Annotated in this window: 20 protein-coding genes; all 20 read left to right on the top strand. The window is 60.9% G+C overall.

Features of this window, described 5'->3' with window-relative positions:
- The first annotated feature begins 57 nt into the window (after positions 1-57).
- A complete protein-coding gene (locus HU722_RS20830) occupies positions 58-1,398 on the top strand; it encodes a flagellar hook-length control protein FliK (protein ID WP_065881160.1) in 1,341 nt (446 codons plus the stop codon).
- Between the two features lie 219 nt (positions 1,399-1,617).
- On the top strand, positions 1,618-2,118 hold the full coding sequence (gene fliL / locus HU722_RS20825) for a flagellar basal body-associated protein FliL (protein WP_065873742.1): 501 nt from the start codon (positions 1,618-1,620) through the stop codon (positions 2,116-2,118).
- A gap of 9 nt (positions 2,119-2,127) precedes the next feature.
- Positions 2,128-3,096, top strand: coding sequence for a flagellar motor switch protein FliM (gene fliM / locus HU722_RS20820; RefSeq protein WP_010208755.1), 969 nt, complete (start codon positions 2,128-2,130; stop codon positions 3,094-3,096).
- 46 nt (positions 3,097-3,142) lie between these two features.
- Positions 3,143-3,610 (top strand): flagellar motor switch protein FliN, encoded by a 468-nt coding sequence (gene fliN, locus HU722_RS20815; protein ID WP_049712158.1) that lies wholly within the window; start codon positions 3,143-3,145, stop codon positions 3,608-3,610.
- A gap of 1 nt (position 3,611) precedes the next feature.
- Complete coding sequence (gene fliO / locus HU722_RS20810; protein WP_065881158.1) at positions 3,612-4,043, top strand: flagellar biosynthetic protein FliO; 432 nt, start codon at positions 3,612-3,614, stop codon at positions 4,041-4,043.
- Positions 4,043-4,786 carry a flagellar type III secretion system pore protein FliP gene (gene fliP / locus HU722_RS20805; protein ID WP_049712160.1) on the top strand — a complete coding sequence of 248 codons (744 nt, stop codon included), beginning with the start codon at positions 4,043-4,045 and terminating at the stop codon, positions 4,784-4,786. Before fliO ends, fliP begins: the two co-directional genes overlap by 1 nt.
- A 4-nt stretch (positions 4,787-4,790) precedes the next feature.
- Entirely contained in the window at positions 4,791-5,060 is a 270-nt protein-coding gene (gene fliQ / locus HU722_RS20800) for a flagellar biosynthesis protein FliQ (protein ID WP_010208761.1), read from the top strand.
- A gap of 4 nt (positions 5,061-5,064) precedes the next feature.
- On the top strand, positions 5,065-5,850 hold the full coding sequence (gene fliR, locus HU722_RS20795; RefSeq protein ID WP_049712161.1) for a flagellar biosynthetic protein FliR: 786 nt from the start codon (positions 5,065-5,067) through the stop codon (positions 5,848-5,850).
- Between the two features lie 3 nt (positions 5,851-5,853).
- Positions 5,854-6,990, top strand: coding sequence for a flagellar biosynthesis protein FlhB (gene flhB, locus HU722_RS20790; RefSeq protein ID WP_065873741.1), 1,137 nt, complete (start codon positions 5,854-5,856; stop codon positions 6,988-6,990).
- A 464-nt stretch (positions 6,991-7,454) separates the two neighbouring features.
- Complete coding sequence (locus HU722_RS20785) at positions 7,455-7,655, top strand: cold-shock protein (protein ID WP_065874014.1); 201 nt, start codon at positions 7,455-7,457, stop codon at positions 7,653-7,655.
- Between the two features lie 44 nt (positions 7,656-7,699).
- Complete coding sequence (locus HU722_RS20780; protein WP_065873740.1) at positions 7,700-7,903, top strand: cold-shock protein; 204 nt, start codon at positions 7,700-7,702, stop codon at positions 7,901-7,903.
- A gap of 190 nt (positions 7,904-8,093) precedes the next feature.
- Positions 8,094-10,208, top strand: coding sequence for a flagellar biosynthesis protein FlhA (gene flhA / locus HU722_RS20775; RefSeq protein ID WP_189683241.1), 2,115 nt, complete (start codon positions 8,094-8,096; stop codon positions 10,206-10,208).
- A 12-nt stretch (positions 10,209-10,220) separates the two neighbouring features.
- Positions 10,221-11,537, top strand: a complete 1,317-nt coding sequence (gene flhF / locus HU722_RS20770; RefSeq protein ID WP_065891081.1) for a flagellar biosynthesis GTPase FlhF — start codon at positions 10,221-10,223, stop codon at positions 11,535-11,537.
- A gap of 106 nt (positions 11,538-11,643) precedes the next feature.
- Positions 11,644-12,477 carry a flagellar synthesis regulator FleN gene (fleN, locus tag HU722_RS20765; RefSeq protein ID WP_003192912.1) on the top strand — a complete coding sequence of 278 codons (834 nt, stop codon included), beginning with the start codon at positions 11,644-11,646 and terminating at the stop codon, positions 12,475-12,477.
- Complete coding sequence (fliA, locus tag HU722_RS20760) at positions 12,474-13,214, top strand: RNA polymerase sigma factor FliA (protein WP_049712165.1); 741 nt, start codon at positions 12,474-12,476, stop codon at positions 13,212-13,214. Before fleN ends, fliA begins: the two co-directional genes overlap by 4 nt.
- A 169-nt stretch (positions 13,215-13,383) precedes the next feature.
- Positions 13,384-13,758: a chemotaxis response regulator CheY gene (locus HU722_RS20755; protein WP_015885173.1), complete on the top strand. Its 375-nt coding sequence runs from the start codon at positions 13,384-13,386 to the stop codon at positions 13,756-13,758.
- Positions 13,759-13,776: 18 nt separating this feature from the next.
- Positions 13,777-14,565, top strand: coding sequence for a protein phosphatase CheZ (locus HU722_RS20750; protein ID WP_065873738.1), 789 nt, complete (start codon positions 13,777-13,779; stop codon positions 14,563-14,565).
- A gap of 11 nt (positions 14,566-14,576) precedes the next feature.
- Entirely contained in the window at positions 14,577-16,793 is a 2,217-nt protein-coding gene (locus HU722_RS20745) for a chemotaxis protein CheA (RefSeq protein ID WP_065891080.1), read from the top strand.
- Positions 16,794-16,840: 47 nt separating this feature from the next.
- A complete protein-coding gene (locus HU722_RS20740; RefSeq protein ID WP_065873416.1) occupies positions 16,841-17,971 on the top strand; it encodes a protein-glutamate methylesterase/protein-glutamine glutaminase in 1,131 nt (376 codons plus the stop codon).
- Positions 17,971-18,711 carry a flagellar motor protein gene (locus HU722_RS20735; protein WP_033900785.1) on the top strand — a complete coding sequence of 247 codons (741 nt, stop codon included), beginning with the start codon at positions 17,971-17,973 and terminating at the stop codon, positions 18,709-18,711. Before HU722_RS20740 ends, HU722_RS20735 begins: the two co-directional genes overlap by 1 nt.
- Positions 18,712-18,719: the final 8 nt, after the last annotated feature.

Below are 18,719 nucleotides of genomic sequence, written 5' to 3'. Positions count from 1 at the left end.
CTTGCTGTACCTCCTGATACTGCATCCCCGATCCCCATGCAGTGGAGACCTTTACCTATGCCAGTCGCCCCGAATTCGCTCCTTCAGGCTGCCCCTGCGGCCAAGCCTCAAGCACCCGTCGCCAACCCACCGGCAGCGGCTGCGACCCCACGGGACACGGGCCCTGGCTTCGCTCAAGTGTTCGCCAGCCAAGGCGCCAAACCCACGGTCAAGGCCGACGATAACTCGCCCAAACCCACTGCCGGCAAGTCTTCGGATACAAGTGCCAAACCCGCAGCGGGCAACGACAAACCTGCCGCCAGCACGCCAGCAGTTGCCGATAGCGGCAAACCCTTGCCTGCCACCCCGCCGGCGAAGACCGACGACTCTGCCAGCAAAGACGATGACGCACCGGCCGACCCGACCCTCGTGCAGCAGCCTCCGGCTGATCCGGTGGTCGACCCGGCATTGATTGCCACCGTCACCCCGGTGGCTGTGCCGGTAATACCGGTAGAAACCCCGGCGCCCGTGACCACCGCCAAGGATGACAAGGCTCAGCCGGTAGTCGCGGCACCGATCGCAGCAACCGAGGAGGCCAAGCCGGCCTTCGACCCGCAAGCGGATCCCCTGGATGCCATGCCGGCCGTGCGCCTGGCGATGGAGCAGGGCGGTCATGTCTCAGCCAGCAGCCAGGCGCAGGCGAAAGCGGCCCCGGCCCCGACCCAGGATCAACCGACCGCCGCACAGAATTTCGCTGCTGGCCTGGCCACTATGGTCGACCAGCAAGCCACCAAGGACAGCACTGACCAAGGCGGCGACAAAGCGTTCAGCGGGCTGATCGAAGATGGCCTCAAGGATCTGAAGAACGCCAGCAGCGACACCCGTGTCGATGACTTCGCCAACCGCTTGGCCGCGTTGACTCAAGCCGCCACGCCGAAAACCGCGAATGCCTTGCCGCCGGTGACCAATGCGCCATTGGCCATGCACCAGAGCGGCTGGACCGACGAAATCGTCAACCGCGTGATGTACCTGTCCAGCGCCAACCTCAAGTCGGCGGAGATCCAGTTGCAACCGGCTGAGCTCGGCCGTCTGGATATCAAGGTCAACATGACCGCCGACCAGCAAGCCCAGGTCAACTTCATGAGCGCCCACCCGGTGGTGCGCGAGGCGCTGGAAAGCCAGTCGGGCCGTTTGCGGGAGATGTTTGCCCAGCAGGGCATGGGGCAGGTGGATGTGAACGTGTCTGATCAATCGCGGGGGCAGGAACAACAACAGCAGCAAGCTCAGACCCGTGGAGTGGGCGGCGCCAGCGGGCGTGGTGACAGCGGCGACAACGGCGCTCACGTTGACGTGGCTGAAGCTGTCGCGCCCGTGACCTCTACGGTGATCGGCTCCAGCGCTGTCGATTACTACGCCTGATCCCTGGTTAAACACACTCAATGTGGGAGCTGGCTTGCCTGCGATGGCGGTGTATCAGTGCAAGAGATGCCAACTGACCCACCGCCATCGCAGGCAAGCCAGCTCCCACATTTGGTTCGCGGTGTCCCTTCTTCCCCGATTGCCAGACAACTCTGGCATAACACTTGCTCTTGCCTTTCCGTAGATCTATGAATCCCCGAATAGTGACGGATTATTGGCATGGCGAAGAGCGACGACGCAGCAAAACCACCCGCAGGCAAAGGTAAGCTCAAGCTTATCCTGTTGATAGTCGTGGGCCTGCTCCTGGCCATCGGCGCCTCGGTGGGTGGCACCTGGTACATCATGCACAGCAGCGCCGCCAAACCGGCAGCCCCCGCTGAAACCGCCAGTAACGTCAAGCAACCGGCAATCTTCGAGCCGATGCTTCCGGCCTTTGTCGCCAACTTCAATCAGAACGGTCGTCAACGCTACCTGCAGGTGAGCATCACCTTGCTGGCGCGTAACCAGTCGGACCTGGATGCCCTCAAGGTGCATATGCCAGTGATCCGCAACAACCTGGTGATGCTGTTCTCCGGCCAGAGCTTCGACACGCTCGCCACCCCGGTAGGCCAGGAAATGCTGCGCCAGAAGGTCACTGCCAGTGTGCAGGAAGTGGCCCAGAAGGAACTCGGCAAAGTCGTGATCGAACAGGCGCTCTTCACTAACTTCGTATTGCAGTAGGATCACGACATGGCCGTGCAAGACCTGCTGTCCCAGGATGAAATCGACGCGCTGCTGCATGGTGTCGACGATGGTCTGGTACAGACCGAAATGGCTGCCGAGCCCGGCAGCGTCAAAAGTTATGACCTCACCAGCCAGGATCGCATCGTCCGTGGACGCATGCCGACCCTGGAGATGATCAACGAACGTTTCGCCCGTTACACCCGCATCAGCATGTTCAACATGTTGCGCCGTTCGGCGGACGTGGCGGTGGGCGGTGTGCAGGTGATGAAGTTCGGCGAGTACGTGCATTCGCTGTACGTGCCCACCAGCCTCAACCTGGTCAAGATCAAGCCGCTGCGCGGCACTGCGCTGTTCATCCTTGACGCCAAGCTGGTGTTCAAGCTGGTGGACAACTTCTTCGGGGGCGACGGCCGTCACGCCAAGATCGAAGGCCGTGAGTTCACCCCCACCGAGCTTCGGGTGGTGCGCATGGTGCTGGAGCAAGCCTTCATCGACTTGAAGGAAGCCTGGCAGGCGATCATGGAAGTCAATTTCGAGTACATCAACTCGGAAGTGAACCCGGCCATGGCCAACATCGTCGGCCCCAGCGAAGCCATTGTGGTGTCGACGTTCCACATCGAACTCGATGGCGGCGGCGGCGACCTGCACGTGACCATGCCGTACTCGATGATCGAGCCGGTGCGCGAAATGCTCGACGCTGGCTTCCAGTCCGACCTGGACGACCAGGACGAGCGCTGGGTCAAGGCCCTGCGCGAAGACCTGCTGGACGTCGACGTACCGCTGAGCGCCACCGTGGCCCGTCGCCAGTTGCGTCTGCGCGATATTTTGCACATGCAGCCGGGGGACATCATCCCTGTCGAATTGCCGGAAGAAATGATCATGCGCGCCAACGGCGTGCCGTCGTTCAAGGTCAAGCTCGGTTCCCACAAGGGCAACCTGGCACTGCAAGTGGTCGAGCCGATCAACCGTCGCTGATTCGCCCTAATTAATTTATGAATGTTTGCTCCGCCGAGGACATGTAATGGCTACCGAACACGAAAACACTTCCGCCGAAGACCAGGCCCTGGCTGACGAATGGGCGGCTGCCCTGGAAGAAACCGGCGATGTTGGCCAAGACGATATCGATGCGCTGCTGGCCGCTGACGCCGCCACTGCACCGGCCGGCAATCGCCTGCAAATGGAAGAATTCGGCAGCGTGCCGAAGAACAACGAACCGGTGACCCTCGACGGCCCGAACCTGGATGTGATTCTCGACATTCCGGTGTCGATCTCCATGGAAGTCGGCAGCACCGAAATCAACATCCGCAACCTGCTGCAACTCAACCAGGGCTCGGTCATCGAGCTCGACCGCCTGGCCGGCGAGCCGCTGGACGTGCTGGTGAACGGCACGCTGATTGCTCACGGCGAAGTGGTCGTGGTCAACGAAAAGTTCGGTATTCGCCTGACGGACGTGATCAGCCCGAGCGAACGCATCAAGAAGTTGCGCTGATATGAAACGGCTGATCGTGGGACTGTTAGTCGCATTGCCCCTGGACGCCTGGGCTGCTGAGCCGGTGGCCCAGGCCGCCGCTGCGCCCGTGGGCAGTGTCGGCGGGCAGCTCACTCAGCTGGTGCTGGGCCTGTTGCTGGTGGTCGGCTTGATTTTTGCGCTGGCCTGGCTGATGCGCCGCGTACAGCGCGTGGGCCCGGGCAACGGCCAGGTGATCGAAATGATCGGCTCCCGCGCCCTCGGCCCGCGTGATCGGCTGGTGCTGGTGCAAGTGGGTGAGGAACAGATCCTGCTGGGCATTACCCCCGGACGTATCACCCCGCTGCACGTGCTCAAGACGCCGGTGAACGTGGACTCGTCCAAGCCCGCCACGCCAGAATTCGCCCAGCGCCTGATGGAGTTGCTGGGCAAGGATCAGAAGGATAAGAAGTAATGCGCGTTTTATTGACGCTCATGCTGTTGCTGGCCGCGCCATTGGCGTTTGGCGCCGACCCGCTGTCGATCCCGGCTATTACGCTGGGCACCAACGCGGACGGGGCGCAGGAGTATTCGGTCAGCCTGCAGATCCTGCTGATCATGACCGCGCTGAGCTTTATCCCGGCGTTTGTCATGCTGATGACCAGCTTCACGCGGATCATCATCGTGTTCTCCATCCTGCGCCAGGCCCTGGGCCTGCAACAGACGCCGTCGAACCAGATCCTGACCGGCATGGCATTGTTCTTGACGATGTTCATCATGGCGCCGGTGTTCGACAAGGTGAACCAACAAGCGCTGCAACCGTACCTGGCAGAGAAAATGACCGCCCAGGATGCGATCGACAAAGCCCAGGTCCCGATCAAGGATTTCATGCTGTCGCAGACCCGCTCCAGCGACCTTGAGCTGTTCATGCGCCTGTCCAAGCGTACCGACATCGCTACGCCGGACCAGGCGCCGCTGACCATCCTGGTGCCGGCGTTTGTCACGTCCGAGTTGAAGACCGCGTTCCAGATCGGCTTCATGATCTTTATTCCGTTCCTGATCATCGACCTGGTGGTGGCGAGCGTGCTGATGGCGATGGGTATGATGATGCTGTCGCCGCTGATCATCTCGTTGCCGTTCAAAATCATGCTGTTTGTGTTGGTGGACGGCTGGGCGCTGATTATCGGCACCCTGGCCGGCAGTTTCGGCGGGGTATAGCGCGATGACACCTGAAGTTGCCGTCGACCTGTTCCGTGAAGCGTTGTGGCTGACCACCGTGATGGTCGCCGTGCTGGTAGTCCCAAGCCTGTTGGTGGGCCTGCTGGTGGCGATGTTCCAGGCCGCGACCCAGATCAACGAGCAGACCTTGAGCTTTTTGCCGCGCCTGCTGGTGATGCTGGTCACGCTGATCGTTGCCGGCCCGTGGCTGGTACAGACCTTCATGGAATACATCCTGCAGTTGTACGGCAGTATTCCGCAGTTGATCGGCTGACCCGATGCAGTCTTTGCTGGCATTGACCGACACCCAGATCAGCACCTGGGTGGCTTCCTTCATCCTGCCACTGTTTCGCGTAACGGCGATGTTGATGGCCATGCCGGTGTTCGGCACGACCCTGGTGCCACGGCGCGTGCGCCTGTACTTTGCGGTGGCGATCACCGTGGTGATCGTGCCGGGTTTGCCGCCGATGCCGCCGGTCAATGCCATTGACCTCAGCGCACTGCTGCTGATTGCCGAGCAGGTCCTGATCGGCGCGATGTTGGGGTTCTCCCTCTCGCTGTTTTTCCAGGCCTTTGTCATAGCCGGGCAAATCATCTCGATCCAGATGGGCATGGGCTTCGCGTCCATGGTCGACCCTACCAACGGTGTGTCGGCGGCGGTGATCGGGCAGTTCCTGACCATGCTGGTGACCCTGCTGTTCCTGGCGATGAATGGGCACTTGGTGGCGTTCGAGGTGTTGACCGAGAGCTTCACCACCTTGCCGGTCGGCTCGGGGCTGGTGGTCAATCACTTCTGGGAAATCGTCGGGCGCCTCGGTTGGGTGTTGGGCGCCTCGCTGTTGCTGGTGCTGCCGGCGATCACCGCGTTGCTGGTGGTCAACATTGCGTTTGGCGTGATGACCCGCGCGGCGCCACAACTGAACATTTTCTCGATCGGTTTCCCATTGACCCTGGTGTTGGGCATGGGGATTTTCTGGGTCGGCCTGGCTGACATTCTCAATCAGTATCAACCGCTGGCGACCGACGCCCTGCAGTTCTTACGTGATCTGGCACGGGCGCGCTGAGCCATGGCCGAGAGCGAGAGTGGTCAGGACAAAACAGAAGACCCCACGGAGAAACGTAAAAAAGACTCCAGGGAAAAGGGCGAGATTGCGCGCTCCAAAGAGCTCAACACGGTTGCGACCATGATGGCCGGCGCCGGCGCCTTGCTGATCTACGGTGGCGGCCTGGCGCTGGATTTGATGGAGTTGATGAAGCACAACTTCGCCTTGCCCCGCGAGGTGCTGCTCAACCCCGACGCCATGGGCCAGTACCTGCTGCACTCGGGGAAAATCGCGCTCCTGGCGGTGCAGCCGATCCTGATCACCTTGCTGCTGGCCGCGCTGATCGGCCCGGTCGCCCTCGGCGGCTGGCTGTTCGCCGCCGGCAGCATGGCCCCCAAATTCAGCCGCATGAACCCCGGTGCCGGGCTCAAGCGCATGTTTTCCGCCAAGGCCTTGGTGGAACTGCTCAAGGCCCTGGCCAAATTTATTCTGATCTTGTTTGTGGCGCTGATGGTGTTGTCGTCCGACATCGACGACCTGCTGCGCATCGCCCATGAACCGCTGGAGTCGGCAATCATCCACAGCGTGCAGGTGGTGGGCTGGAGCGCGCTGTGGATGGCCGCCGGGCTGATCATCATTGCCGCCGTGGATGCGCCGATCCAGCTGTGGGAAAGCCACAAGAAACTGCTGATGACCAAGCAGGAAGTGCGCGACGAGCACAAGGATTCGGAAGGCCGCCCCGAGGTGAAACAGCGTATTCGCCAACTGCAACGGGAAATGTCCCAGCGCAAGATGATGGCTGCGGTGCCCGACGCCGACGTGGTCATCACCAACCCGACGCACTATGCCGTGGCCCTCAAGTACGACCCGGAGAAGGGCGGCGCGCCGATGTTGTTGGCCAAGGGCAGTGACTTTACGGCCCTTAAGATTCGTGAGATTGCGGTGGCCAACGACATCCTGTTGCTGGAGTCGCCGGAGTTGGCGCGGTCGATCTTCTACTCCACCGACCTCGATCAGGAAATCCCGGCCGGGCTGTACCTGGCCGTGGCGCAGGTATTGGCCTATGTCTATCAGATCCGCCAATACCGCGCGGGCAAGGGCAAACGCCCGGACCCGCTCAAAGACCTGCCGATTCCGCCGGATTTGCGTCGCGATTCCTGACCGTCGCGAGCCTGCAATTGTGCGGCTACCTGTCAACGTTGACAGTAGTCAATACGCCGCGCCCACGGTTTGATAGCACGATGAGGCGCGCAGCCTGCGCGGCTCGGGAGGCGGTGATGGATAGGCGTACGGTCAGTTGGTCTGATGCCGTCAAAGGCATCGGCTTTATCGCTCGGGATCGCGATGGCAACGAGGTTGCCGCTCAGTCGACCGGCATTCAGCGCAATGACGTCCCGCCAGCCCCTCCCGCGCCGCGAAACCCCCGCAAACGCAAAAGATCATCGGACGCATGAGCCGCAGAACGTGCCGTCTCCACCCCCCTGGATAAGCCGCTGATTGCCACCGTGCCATTCGTCTTGAAATCTCCTCTACCTGTCAACTTTGACAGTAGTCAGTGTTGGACGCTTGCGGTTCCATGGCGCCAGACACTGCGCGCAGGTAATCAAGAGATGCAGGAGGTGATCATGGAAAGGGTGATAGGCACGATCAAATCTTATAGCCGCACCACCGGAGAAGGTCTGATCGAACCGGACGGTGAGCGAGAGCCAGTAATGTTGGATCTCAATAGTTCGGCAGGGCTGTGGTTTAGAAAGGGCCAGCGGGTGCAGTTCTCCAGAATCCACCGCCCCAAGGGCATCTACGCGTATCGCATGAAACTGATCTAGCACGCCCGGCGCAAATCCTTGGAAGTGACGGCAGGAGAACGGTGATGGAAACAGGCACGGTGAAGTGGTTTAACGCGGAAAAAGGGTTTGGCTTTATCACGCCCGAAAATGGCGGTCCGGATGTTTTTGTCCACTACTCAGCCATTCAAAATGCTGGCTATAAAAGTTTGGATGAACATCAAAAAGTGGAGTTCGAAATTACCGAGGGGCCTAAAGGACCACAGGCCGGGAACGTGCGTAAGCTCTAACTCATTCATAAGTCGAACACAGTTAAAGTGTGGAATCGGTTTACACCCTGTGAGCTCGGTCGCTTGTAAGGTTATCCACGCCCGGAACCAAAGTTGGAAGGCTTCTTGCAATACCGCCTCCAGGACGCCTCCCAGCGTCAAAACTTTGCTTCAAGGGATACGAGGAATACCGGTGGTGGATCGCTCTCAAATGCTCGGCACTGCACGTACCACCCTGACTGACCTCTCACGGGGCAATCTGGGTGTGCCGTTGTTGTTGCTGGTGATGCTGGCAATGATGATGTTGCCAATGCCGCCGTTCCTGCTGGACGTGTTCTTCACCTTCAACATTGCCCTGTCCGTCGTCGTCTTGCTGGTGTGCGTCTACGCTCTGCGCCCGCTGGATTTCGCGGTATTCCCGACGATCCTGCTGGTGGCGACCCTGCTGCGGCTGGCGCTCAACGTGGCCTCCACCCGCGTGGTCATGCTCCACGGCCAGGACGGCCACGCCGCCGCCGGTAAGGTGATCCAGGCCTTCGGTGAGGTGGTGATTGGCGGTAACTACGTGGTCGGTATCGTGGTGTTTGCGATCCTGATGATCATCAACTTCGTGGTGGTGACCAAGGGTGCCGGGCGGATTTCCGAGGTGAGCGCACGCTTTACCCTCGACGCCATGCCCGGCAAACAGATGGCCATCGACGCCGACCTCAACGCCGGCCTGATCGACCAGAACCAAGCCAAATCCCGTCGCCTGGAAGTGGCCCAAGAGGCCGAGTTCTACGGCTCCATGGACGGTGCCAGCAAATTCGTGCGCGGTGACGCCATCGCTGGCTTGCTGATCCTGTTCATCAACCTCATCGGCGGCATCGCGGTCGGCATCTTCCAGCACGGCATGACCTTTGGCGATGCGGGCAAGGTTTACGCCTTGTTGACCATCGGTGACGGTTTAGTGGCGCAATTGCCATCACTGTTGTTATCCACAGCGGCAGCGATCATGGTGACCCGTGCTTCGGGCTCCGAAGACATGGGTAAGCAGATCAGCCGGCAGATGTTTGCATCGCCCAAGGCGCTGGCCGTGGCGGCGGGCATCATGGCGATCATGGGTATCGTGCCGGGCATGCCCCACGTCTCGTTCCTGAGCATGGCGGCCCTTGCCGGTGGTGGTGCGTACCTGTTCTGGAAAAAACAAAATGCGGTCAAGGTGCAGGCCTTGCAGGACGTTGCGCGTCAGCAGGAGCTGCTGCCATCCCCGGCCCGCGCTCAGGAAACCAAGGAGTTGGGCTGGGATGACGTGACGCCGATCGACATGATCGGCCTGGAAGTGGGCTACCGCCTGATTCCGCTGGTGGACCGCAACCAGGGCGGCCAATTGCTCGCGCGGATCAAGGGTGTGCGCAAGAAGTTGTCGCAGGACTTGGGCTTTCTGATGCCTACCGTGCATATCCGCGACAACCTCGACCTGGCGCCGAGCGCCTACCGCTTGACCTTGATGGGCGTGATCCTGGCCGAAGCCGAGATTTACCCGGACCGCGAGCTGGCGATCAACCCAGGGCAGGTGTTCGGCAGCCTCAACGGCATCACCGCCAAAGATCCGGCTTTTGGCCTGGACGCGGTGTGGATCGAAATCAGCCAGCGCAGTCAGGCGCAGTCCCTCGGTTACACGGTGGTGGATGCCAGCACCGTGGTCGCCACGCACCTCAATCAGATTCTGTACAAGCACTCCCACGAGCTGATCGGCCACGAGGAAGTCCAGCAATTGATGGGTTTGCTCGGCAAAGCCTCGCCAAAACTCGCCGAAGAGCTGGTGCCGGGCATCCTCTCGCTGTCGCAATTGCTCAAGGTGTTGCAGGCGCTGCTGGCCGAACAGGTACCGGTGCGCGACATTCGCAGCATCGCCGAGGCCATCGCCAACAATGCCGCCAAGAGTCAAGATACTGCCGCCTTGGTGGCTGCGGTGCGCGTCGGATTGTCCCGCGCAATCGTGCAAAGCATTGTAGGGCTTGACTCCGAGCTGCCTGTGATCACCTTGGAACCAAGGTTGGAACAGATTTTGCTGAATAGTATTCAGAAGGCAGGGCAAGGCCAGGAAGAGGGCGTCCTGCTGGAGCCAAGCATGGCTGAGAAGCTGCAACGTTCGTTGATCGACGCCGCGCAGCGCCAGGAAATGCAGGGCCAACCAGTGATCCTGCTGGTGGCGGGCCCGGTCCGGGCGATGTTGTCGCGGTTTGGGCGCCTGGCAGTACCGAATTTGCACGTTTTGGCTTATCAGGAAATTCCTGACAATAAGCAAGTGACTATCGTCGCGACAGTAGGGCCGAACGGCTGAGGGTAGTGGGTTATGCAAGTTAAGCGTTTTTTCGCCGCCGATATGCGTCAGGCCATGAAACTGGTTCGTGATGAGCTGGGCGCCGACGCCGCGATTATCGGAAACCGTCGTATTGCCGGCGGTGTCGAGCTGACGGCTGCCCTGGATTACACCCCCTCGGCACTGGCGCCGCGCGTGCCGAACATGGAGCTCGAAGACGAGCTGCGCAAGACCGCGTCGCGCATTGTCTCGGCCCAGGCTGAACTGAGCATGCGTGGCGACAGCGATGCCACCACCAATCGCCAATTGTTCGCTGGCTTGCCGCTGACGGCTTCCGAGCCGTTGGTTGAGCCGACCTTCAAAGAACCGCCGCGTCCCGCCGCACCAGCCCCGGCTGCTGGCGTCGACCAGCGTGTGTTCGACTCGATGCGGTTTGAACTCAACGGCCTGCGCGAACTGCTCGAAGTGCAGCTAGGCTCGCTGGCCTGGACGCAGTTGCAAGGCAGCAAGCCGCTACAGGCCAACCTGTGGCGCCGCCTGCAACGCATCGGCCTGTCCGGCCCGTTGTCGCGCGACCTGCTGGCCCTGACCACCGAAATCGAAGAGCCACGCCAGGCCTGGCGCATGTTGTTGGCGCACCTGGCGCGGATGATCACCACGCCGGAAATCGAACCTCTGGAAGAGGGCGGTGTGATTGCCATGGTCGGCCCTGCCGGCATGGGCAAGACCACCACCCTGGCCAAGCTGGCGGCGCGTTATGTGCTCAAGTACGGCGCGCAGAATATCGCGCTGGTGAGCATGGACAGCTACCGTATTGGCGCCCAGGAACAGCTCAAGACCCTGGGCCGAATTCTCAATGTGCCGGTGACCCACGTCGATCCGGGCCAGTCCCTGGCCAACGCCCTCGACCCGTTGCTGCGCAAGCGCGTGGTGCTGATCGATACCGCCGGCCTGCAAGCCAGCGACCCGGCCTTGCGCATGCAGCTGGAAAGCCTCGCCGGGCGTGGCATCAAGTCGAAGAATTACCTGGTGCTTGCAACCACCAGCCAGAAACAGGTTCTTACCGCTGCGTATCATAGTTACAAGCGTTGTGGCCTGGCCGGTTGCATCCTCACCAAGCTCGATGAAACCGCGAGCCTGGGTGAAGTGCTGAGCCTGGCCATCAGTCATGAATTGCCGGTCGCCTACCTGACCGACGGGCCGCGGATTCCGGATGATCTGCATCTGCCGCGCCGTCATCAGTTGGTCAGCCGTGCAGTCAGCGTGCAAATGCAAGAAGAGCCTAGCGAGGAAGCGATGGCCGATATGTTCGCCGACCTTTACCACAGCCCCGCAAAACGGGTGGGTTGAGGTCAGGATGAACACAATGAAATGTATCTACATCGATGGTCTGCAAGCGATTCACGCGGCCAAGCCATGTAGCCTGCGTCTAAGCAAGACAAGGTAAAGAAATAAAATGGGCAGCATGCATCCCGTACAGGTGATCGCGGTGACCGGCGGCAAAGGTGGCGTCGGAAAAACTAACGTGTCAGTGAATTTGTCCCTGGCCCTGGCAGAGCTTGGCCGTCGCGTCATGCTGCTGGATGCTGACCTGGGGCTGGCGAACGTCGACGTTCTGCTGGGGCTGACGCCCAAACACACCCTTGCCGATGTGATCGAGGGCCGCTGCGAGCTGCGCGATGTGCTGCTGCAGGGCCCCGGTGGCATCCGCATCGTGCCGGCCGCCTCTGGCACCCAGAGCATGGTGCACCTGAGCCCAGCGCAGCATGCCGGCCTGATCCAGGCGTTCAGTGATATCGGCGACAACCTCGACGTGCTGGTGATCGACACCGCCGCCGGGATCGGCGAGTCAGTGGTCAGCTTCGTGCGCGCCGCGCAGGAAGTCTTGCTGGTGGTCTGCGATGAACCCACCTCGATCACCGACGCCTACGCCCTGATCAAACTGCTTAACCGCGACTACGGCATGAACCGCTTCCGCGTCCTGGCCAACATGGCCCAGAGCCCGCAGGAAGGGCGCAACCTGTTCGCCAAGTTGACCAAGGTCACGGACCGCTTCCTCGATGTCGCCTTACAATACGTTGGCGCAGTTCCCTACGACGAGTGTGTGCGCAAGGCTGTGCAAAAGCAGCGTGCAGTCTACGAAGCGTTCCCTCGTTCCAAATGCGCATTGGCGTTCAAGGCTATTGCCCAGAAGGTCGATACCTGGCCGTTGCCCGCCAACCCTCGGGGGCATCTGGAGTTTTTCGTCGAGCGATTGGTGCATCAGACGAGCGCAGGACCGGTGCTATGACAGCGAACGGCTACAACGCTTACAAGAAGTCTGCCCGTGACAGCCAGGGCGAGTTGATCGAGCGCTACGCGCCCTTGGTCAAGCGCATTGCCTATCACTTGCTGGCACGCCTGCCCGCCAGCGTCCAGGTCGAAGACTTGATCCAGGCCGGCATGATCGGTTTGCTCGAAGTGTCGACCAAATACGACGCGAGCAAGGGGGCGAGTTTCGAGACGTATGCGGGTATCCGTATCCGTGGCGCGATGCTCGATGAAGTGCGTAAAGGCGACTGGGCGCCGCGTTCGGTACACCGCAATACGCGCATGGTCAGTGACGCAATTCGCGCAATTGAAGCAAAAACCGGTCGCGACGCTAAAGATCACGAAGTTGCGGCCGAACTCCAATTGAGTCTCGACGATTATTACGGGATTTTGAACGATACCTTGGGCAGCCGCTTGTTCAGTTTCGACGACCTGTTGCAGGACGGCGAACACGAAGGGCTGCACGAAGACGGCGCGAGCGCTCATATGGAGCCATCGCGCGACTTGGAAGATGAACGCTTCCAGGGGGCGCTGGCGGAAGCGATTGCCAATTTGCCGGAGCGTGAGCGGCTGGTGTTGGCGCTGTACTACGACGAAGAGCTGAACCTCAAGGAAATCGGTGAGGTCCTGGGGGTCAGTGAATCGCGGGTCAGCCAGTTGCATAGCCAGTGCGCAGCCCGCTTGCGGGGGCGTTTGGGAGAGTGGCGAGCGCGCTGACAGGCAGTGTGGGGGGCACTGCAGACGATACCGCGACGGTGATTGACCTTCGCGGGTTCGACCCGTGGTGGCCCCGGCAGTCCTTTTTGTGTAATGCCTGTTGAATGAAATGGCGCGTCCAGGTGCTGGGCGCGTTTAAGACTGCTTGGAGGTCGAATTGGACAAGAACATGAAAATCCTCATCGTTGATGACTTCTCAACGATGCGGCGGATCATAAAAAACCTGTTGCGTGACCTTGGGTTCACTAACACGGTCGAGGCGGATGACGGCATCACAGCCATTCCGATCCTCAACAGCGGCAGCATCGACTTTCTGGTAACAGACTGGAACATGCCGGGCATGACCGGTATCGACTTGCTGCGCCACGTGCGTGCTGACGAAAAGCTGCGCAGCCTTCCTGTGCTGATGGTGACCGCCGAAGCCAAGCGTGAGCAGATCATCGAAGCCGCCCAAGCCGGGGTTAACGGTTACGTGGTCAAGCCATTCACTGCATTGGCCTTGAAAGAGAAGATCGAAAAAATCTTCGAACGCATCCACGGCTAATGCCATCGCGGGGGAGCTATGGAGCATAAAGAAACGTCACAGGGAGACTTTGAGTCGACCCTGAAAAAGCATGCTCACCAGTTGGTCGAAAGCCTTGAAAAAGGCCAGTTCGGCGACGCGGTGCAGTTGATCCATGAGCTCAACCAGACCCGTGACCGCGGCCTGTATCAGGAAGTGGGCAAGCTCACGCGCGAGCTGCACAGTGCGATCGTCAATTTCCAGATTGACCCGCATATGCCCCAGGCCGAAGAAATTTCGCAAATCACCGATGCCACCGAACGCCTGTCCTACGTGGTCAGGCTGACTGAGGCGGCGGCCAACCGCACCATGGACCTGGTGGAAAATGCCACGCCCCTGGTCAATGGCATGGCCACCGAAGCCCAGGCCCTCAGCGTTGACTGGGGCCGCTTCATGCGTCGCGAAGTCGGGGCTGAAGAGTTTCGTGAGCTGGCGCGTCGGGTCGAAGGGTTCTTGTCACGCAGCGAGCAGGAAAACCGCACGGTTTCCAGCAACCTCAACGACATTCTGCTCGCCCAGGATTACCAGGACCTCACCGGCCAGGTGATCAAGCGTGTGACCCAGTTGGTCACCGAAGTGGAAAGCAACTTGCTCAAATTAGTGCTTATGGCAGGCCAGGTAGACCGTTTTGCCGGTATCGAACATGACCGCGAAGCGATCCTCTCGGAAAAAGATCCACAAAAACATCTCGCCAAGGGTGAAGGTCCGCAGATTCATGCCGATAAACGTGAAGACGTTGTATCGGGTCAGGATGATGTTGATGACCTGTTATCCAGTTTAGGCTTCTAAGGAGCACCCACATGAGCTTCGGCGCCGATGAAGAAATCCTTCAGGATTTCCTTGTAGAGGCCGGCGAAATTTTAGAGCAGCTGTCCGAACAGCTGGTCGAGCTGGAAAGCCGACCAGATGATGCGAACCTGCTCAATGCAATTTTTCGCGGTTTTCACACTGTAAAAGGGGGCGCCGGCTTCCTCCAGCTCCATGAGCTGGTGGAGTGCTGCCACATCGCCGAGAACGTGTTCGACATCCTGCGCAAGGGTGAGCGTCACGTTGATTCGGAGTTGATGGACGTGATTCTCGAAGCTCTGGATGCGGTCAACGGGATGTTCAGCGAAGTCCGCGAACGTTCCCCGATCACCGCGGCCACGCCGGAACTGTTGGCTGCGCTGGCACGTTATGCGGAGCCCGCCGACCTGTCGGCTGCGCCGGTAGCAGAAGCGGCGCCTGAGCCGTTGGCTGAGGCCGAGCCGGACGTGACCGACAGCGAGTTCGAACAGCTGCTCAACTCCCTCAGTGCCGTCAAGGCCGAGGCAGAAGCACCGGCCGCCGTTGCTCCGGCAGCGGCGCCGACCAGCGAAGACATTACCGACGCTGAGTTCGAATCCCTGCTCGACCAGTTGCACGGCAAAGGCCAGTTCGCGGCCGACGCCGTGCCACCGGCGGCGGCTGCCGCGGCACCTGCCGCGCCCGTCAGCACTGACATCACCGACGACGAATTTGAAGCGTTGCTCGACCAACTGCATGGCAAGGGCACCTTCGCGGCCGATGCCTTGCCGGCCGTCGCCGCCACGCCTGCAGCGGCTGCCAACACTGCAGCGCCTGCCGCTGCTGCACCGGCAGGCGATGGGTTGATTTCCGATCACGAATTCGAATCCCTGTTGGACGAGTTGCACGGCAAGGGCAAGTTCAGCGAAGTTGCTCCGGCCGCTGCGGTGGCCACGGCTGCACCGGTTGCCGCCAAAGCCGCCGCCCCTGCACCGGCCGCCAAGCCTGCGCCCGCACCGGCCGCCGCTCCGGCGCCTGCACGTGCTGCAGCGGCACCGGTTGCCGAGAAGCCTGCCAGTGAAGCCGAAACCACCGTGCGCGTTGATACCGCACGCCTGGACGACATCATGAACATGGTCGGCGAACTGGTACTGGTGCGTAATCGCCTGGTGCGCCTGGGCCTGAGCAGCGGCGATGAAGCCATGCAAAAGGCCGTGTCGAACCTGGATGTGGTGACTGCCGACCTGCAGACCGCCGTGATGAAAACGCGGATGCAGCCGATCAAGAAAGTCTTCGGCCGCTTCCCGCGCCTGGTTCGCGACTTGGCGCGCCAGTTGAAGAAAGAGATCAACCTGGAACTGGTGGGTGAAGAAACCGACCTCGACAAGAACCTTGTCGAGGCCCTGGCCGACCCGCTGGTCCACTTGGTGCGCAACGCCGTCGACCACGGCGTCGAAACCCCGGAAGAACGCGAAGCCTCGGGCAAGTCCCGTGGCGGCAAGGTGATCCTGGCGGCGGAGCAAGAGGGCGACCACATCCTGCTGTCGATCACCGATGACGGCAAAGGCATGGACCCGGCCATATTGCGTAATATCGCAGTCAAGCGTGGCGTGATGGACAAGGACGCCGCCGACCGCCTGACCGATAGCGAATGCTACAACCTGATCTTTGCCCCGGGCTTCTCGACCAAAACCGAGATTTCCGACGTGTCTGGTCGCGGTGTGGGCATGGACGTGGTGAAGACCAAGATCAGCCAGCTCAACGGCTCGATCAACATCTACTCGACCAAGGGCCAGGGCTCGAAGATCGTCATCAAGGTGCCGTTGACCCTGGCGATCATGCCGACCCTGATGGTGATGCTGGGCAACCAGGCCTTCGCCTTCCCGCTGGTCAACGTCAACGAGATCTTCCACCTCGACCTGTCGCGCACCAACGTGGTGGACGGCCAGGAAGTGGTGATTGTGCGCGACAAGGCGTTGCCACTGTTCTACCTCAAGCGCTGGCTGGTCGCTTCGGCTGCCCATGAAGAGCAGCGCGAAGGCCATGTGGTGATTCTCTCCGTGGGCACCCAGCGTATCGGCTTTGTCGTCGATCAGTTGGTTGGCCAGGAAGAGGTGGTCATCAAGCCTTTGGGCAAAATGCTGCAGGGAACCCCGGGCATGTCGGGTGCGACCATCACCGGTGACGGTCGGATCGCGCTGATTCTCGATGTTCCGAGCATGCTCAAGCGTTACGCCGCTCGGCGTATTTGATTCTGGTGGGGCAGGGCGGTTAGCCCGCCCCGCCTAACGGAGTGTTTATGGCAGTCAAGGTCCTGGTGGTGGACGATTCGGGTTTCTTCCGTCGCCGCGTCTCGGAAATTCTTTCCGCTGATCCAACGATCCAGGTGGTCGGCACGGCCACCAACGGTAAAGAGGCGATTGATCAAGCCATTGCGTTGAAACCGGACGTGATCACCATGGACTACGAGATGCCGATGATGGATGGCATCACGGCAGTTCGGCACATCATGCAACGCTGCCCGACCCCGGTATTGATGTTCTCCTCGCTGACCCACGAAGGCGCCCGAGTGACCCTCGACGCGTTGGACGCTGGCGCAGTGGACTTCTTGCCGAAGAATTTCGAAGACATCTCGCGCAATCCTGAGAAGGTCAAGCAGATGCTGTGCGAGAAGGTGCACAGCATTTCGCGCAGTAACCGTCGCAGCTTATTCAGCGCGCCAGCGCCTGCACCGGTGGTGGCCCCTGCTGCACCCGCTAGTTCCTCATTCAGTCGCCCAGCTCCGGCCCCGGCCCCGGTTGCACGGCCTGCGGTGATGCCGGCACGTGCGTCTGCGCCAAGTGCGCATTCGCCTGCACCTAAGCGTAAAGCCTACAAGCTGGTCGCTATTGGTACGTCCACGGGCGGCCCGGTTGCCCTGCAACGCGTATTGACCCAACTGCCGGCCAATTTCCCGGCGCCGATCGTGTTGATCCAGCACATGCCTGCCGCCTTCACCAAGGCCTTTGCCGAGCGCCTGGACAAGCTGTGCCGCATCAGCGTCAAGGAAGCCGAGGATGGCGACATCCTGCGTCCTGGCCTGGCGCTGCTGGCCCCGGGTGGCAAGCAGATGATGGTGGATGGCCGTGGTGCGATCAAAATCCTGCCGGGCGATGAGCGCCTGAACTACAAGCCGTGCGTGGATATCACCTTTGGTTCGGCCGCCAAGTCCTACGGCGACAAAGTTCTGGCGGTGGTGCTCACCGGCATGGGCGCCGACGGCCGTGAAGGCGCGCGCCTGCTCAAGCAGGGCGGCAGCGCCATCTGGGCCCAGGACGAAGCCAGCTGTGTGATCTATGGCATGCCCATGGCCATCGTCAAAGCGGACCTGGCCGACGCGGTCTACAGCCTGGACGACATTGGCAAGCATCTGGTGGAGGCTTGCCTCTGATGGATGTCTTGAGCCTGATCGGCATCATCATGGCGTTTGTCGCGATTATCGGCGGCAACTACCTTGAGGGCGGCCACCTCGGCGCCCTGGCCAACGGCCCGGCGGCGCTGATCGTGATCGGTGGCACCGTGGGCGCGGCGTTGCTGCAATCGCCCATGAGCTCGTTCAAGCGCGCCATGCAGATTCTGATATGGATCATTTTTCCGCCTCGCGTGGACCTGCCAGGCGGCATCGACCGCGTGGTCAACTGGAGCCTCACCGCACGCAAGGAAGGCCTGCTGGGCCTGGAAGGCGTGGCCGATGCGGAGCCCGACAGCTACGCGCGCAAAGGCCTGCAATTACTGGTGGACGGCGCCGAGCCGGAAGCGATCCGCAGCATCCTGGAAGTGGATTTCTACACCCAGGAAAGCCGCGACATCAACGCCGCCAAAGTCTATGAAAGCATGGGCGGCTACGCGCCGACCATCGGCATCATCGGTGCGGTGATGGGCCTGATCCACGTGATGGGCAACCTCGCCGATCCGTCGCAACTGGGCAGCGGTATTGCCGTGGCATTTGTCGCCACCATCTACGGTGTGGCCAGTGCCAACCTGGTGTTGTTGCCGGTGGCCAGCAAGCTCAAGTCGATTGCCATGCGCCAGTCGCGTTACCGCGAAATGTTGCTCGAAGGCATTCTGTCGATTGCCGAGGGCGAGAACCCGCGTTCCATCGAATTGAAGCTCCAGGGCTTCATGGATTGATGGGAGAT

Origin of the sequence: Pseudomonas tritici, assembly GCF_014268275.3 — a bacterium.
GTDB lineage: Bacteria > Pseudomonadota > Gammaproteobacteria > Pseudomonadales > Pseudomonadaceae > Aquipseudomonas > Aquipseudomonas tritici.
Note: the sequence above shows the minus strand (reverse complement) of the source record. Positions and strands in the feature narration are given on the sequence as shown.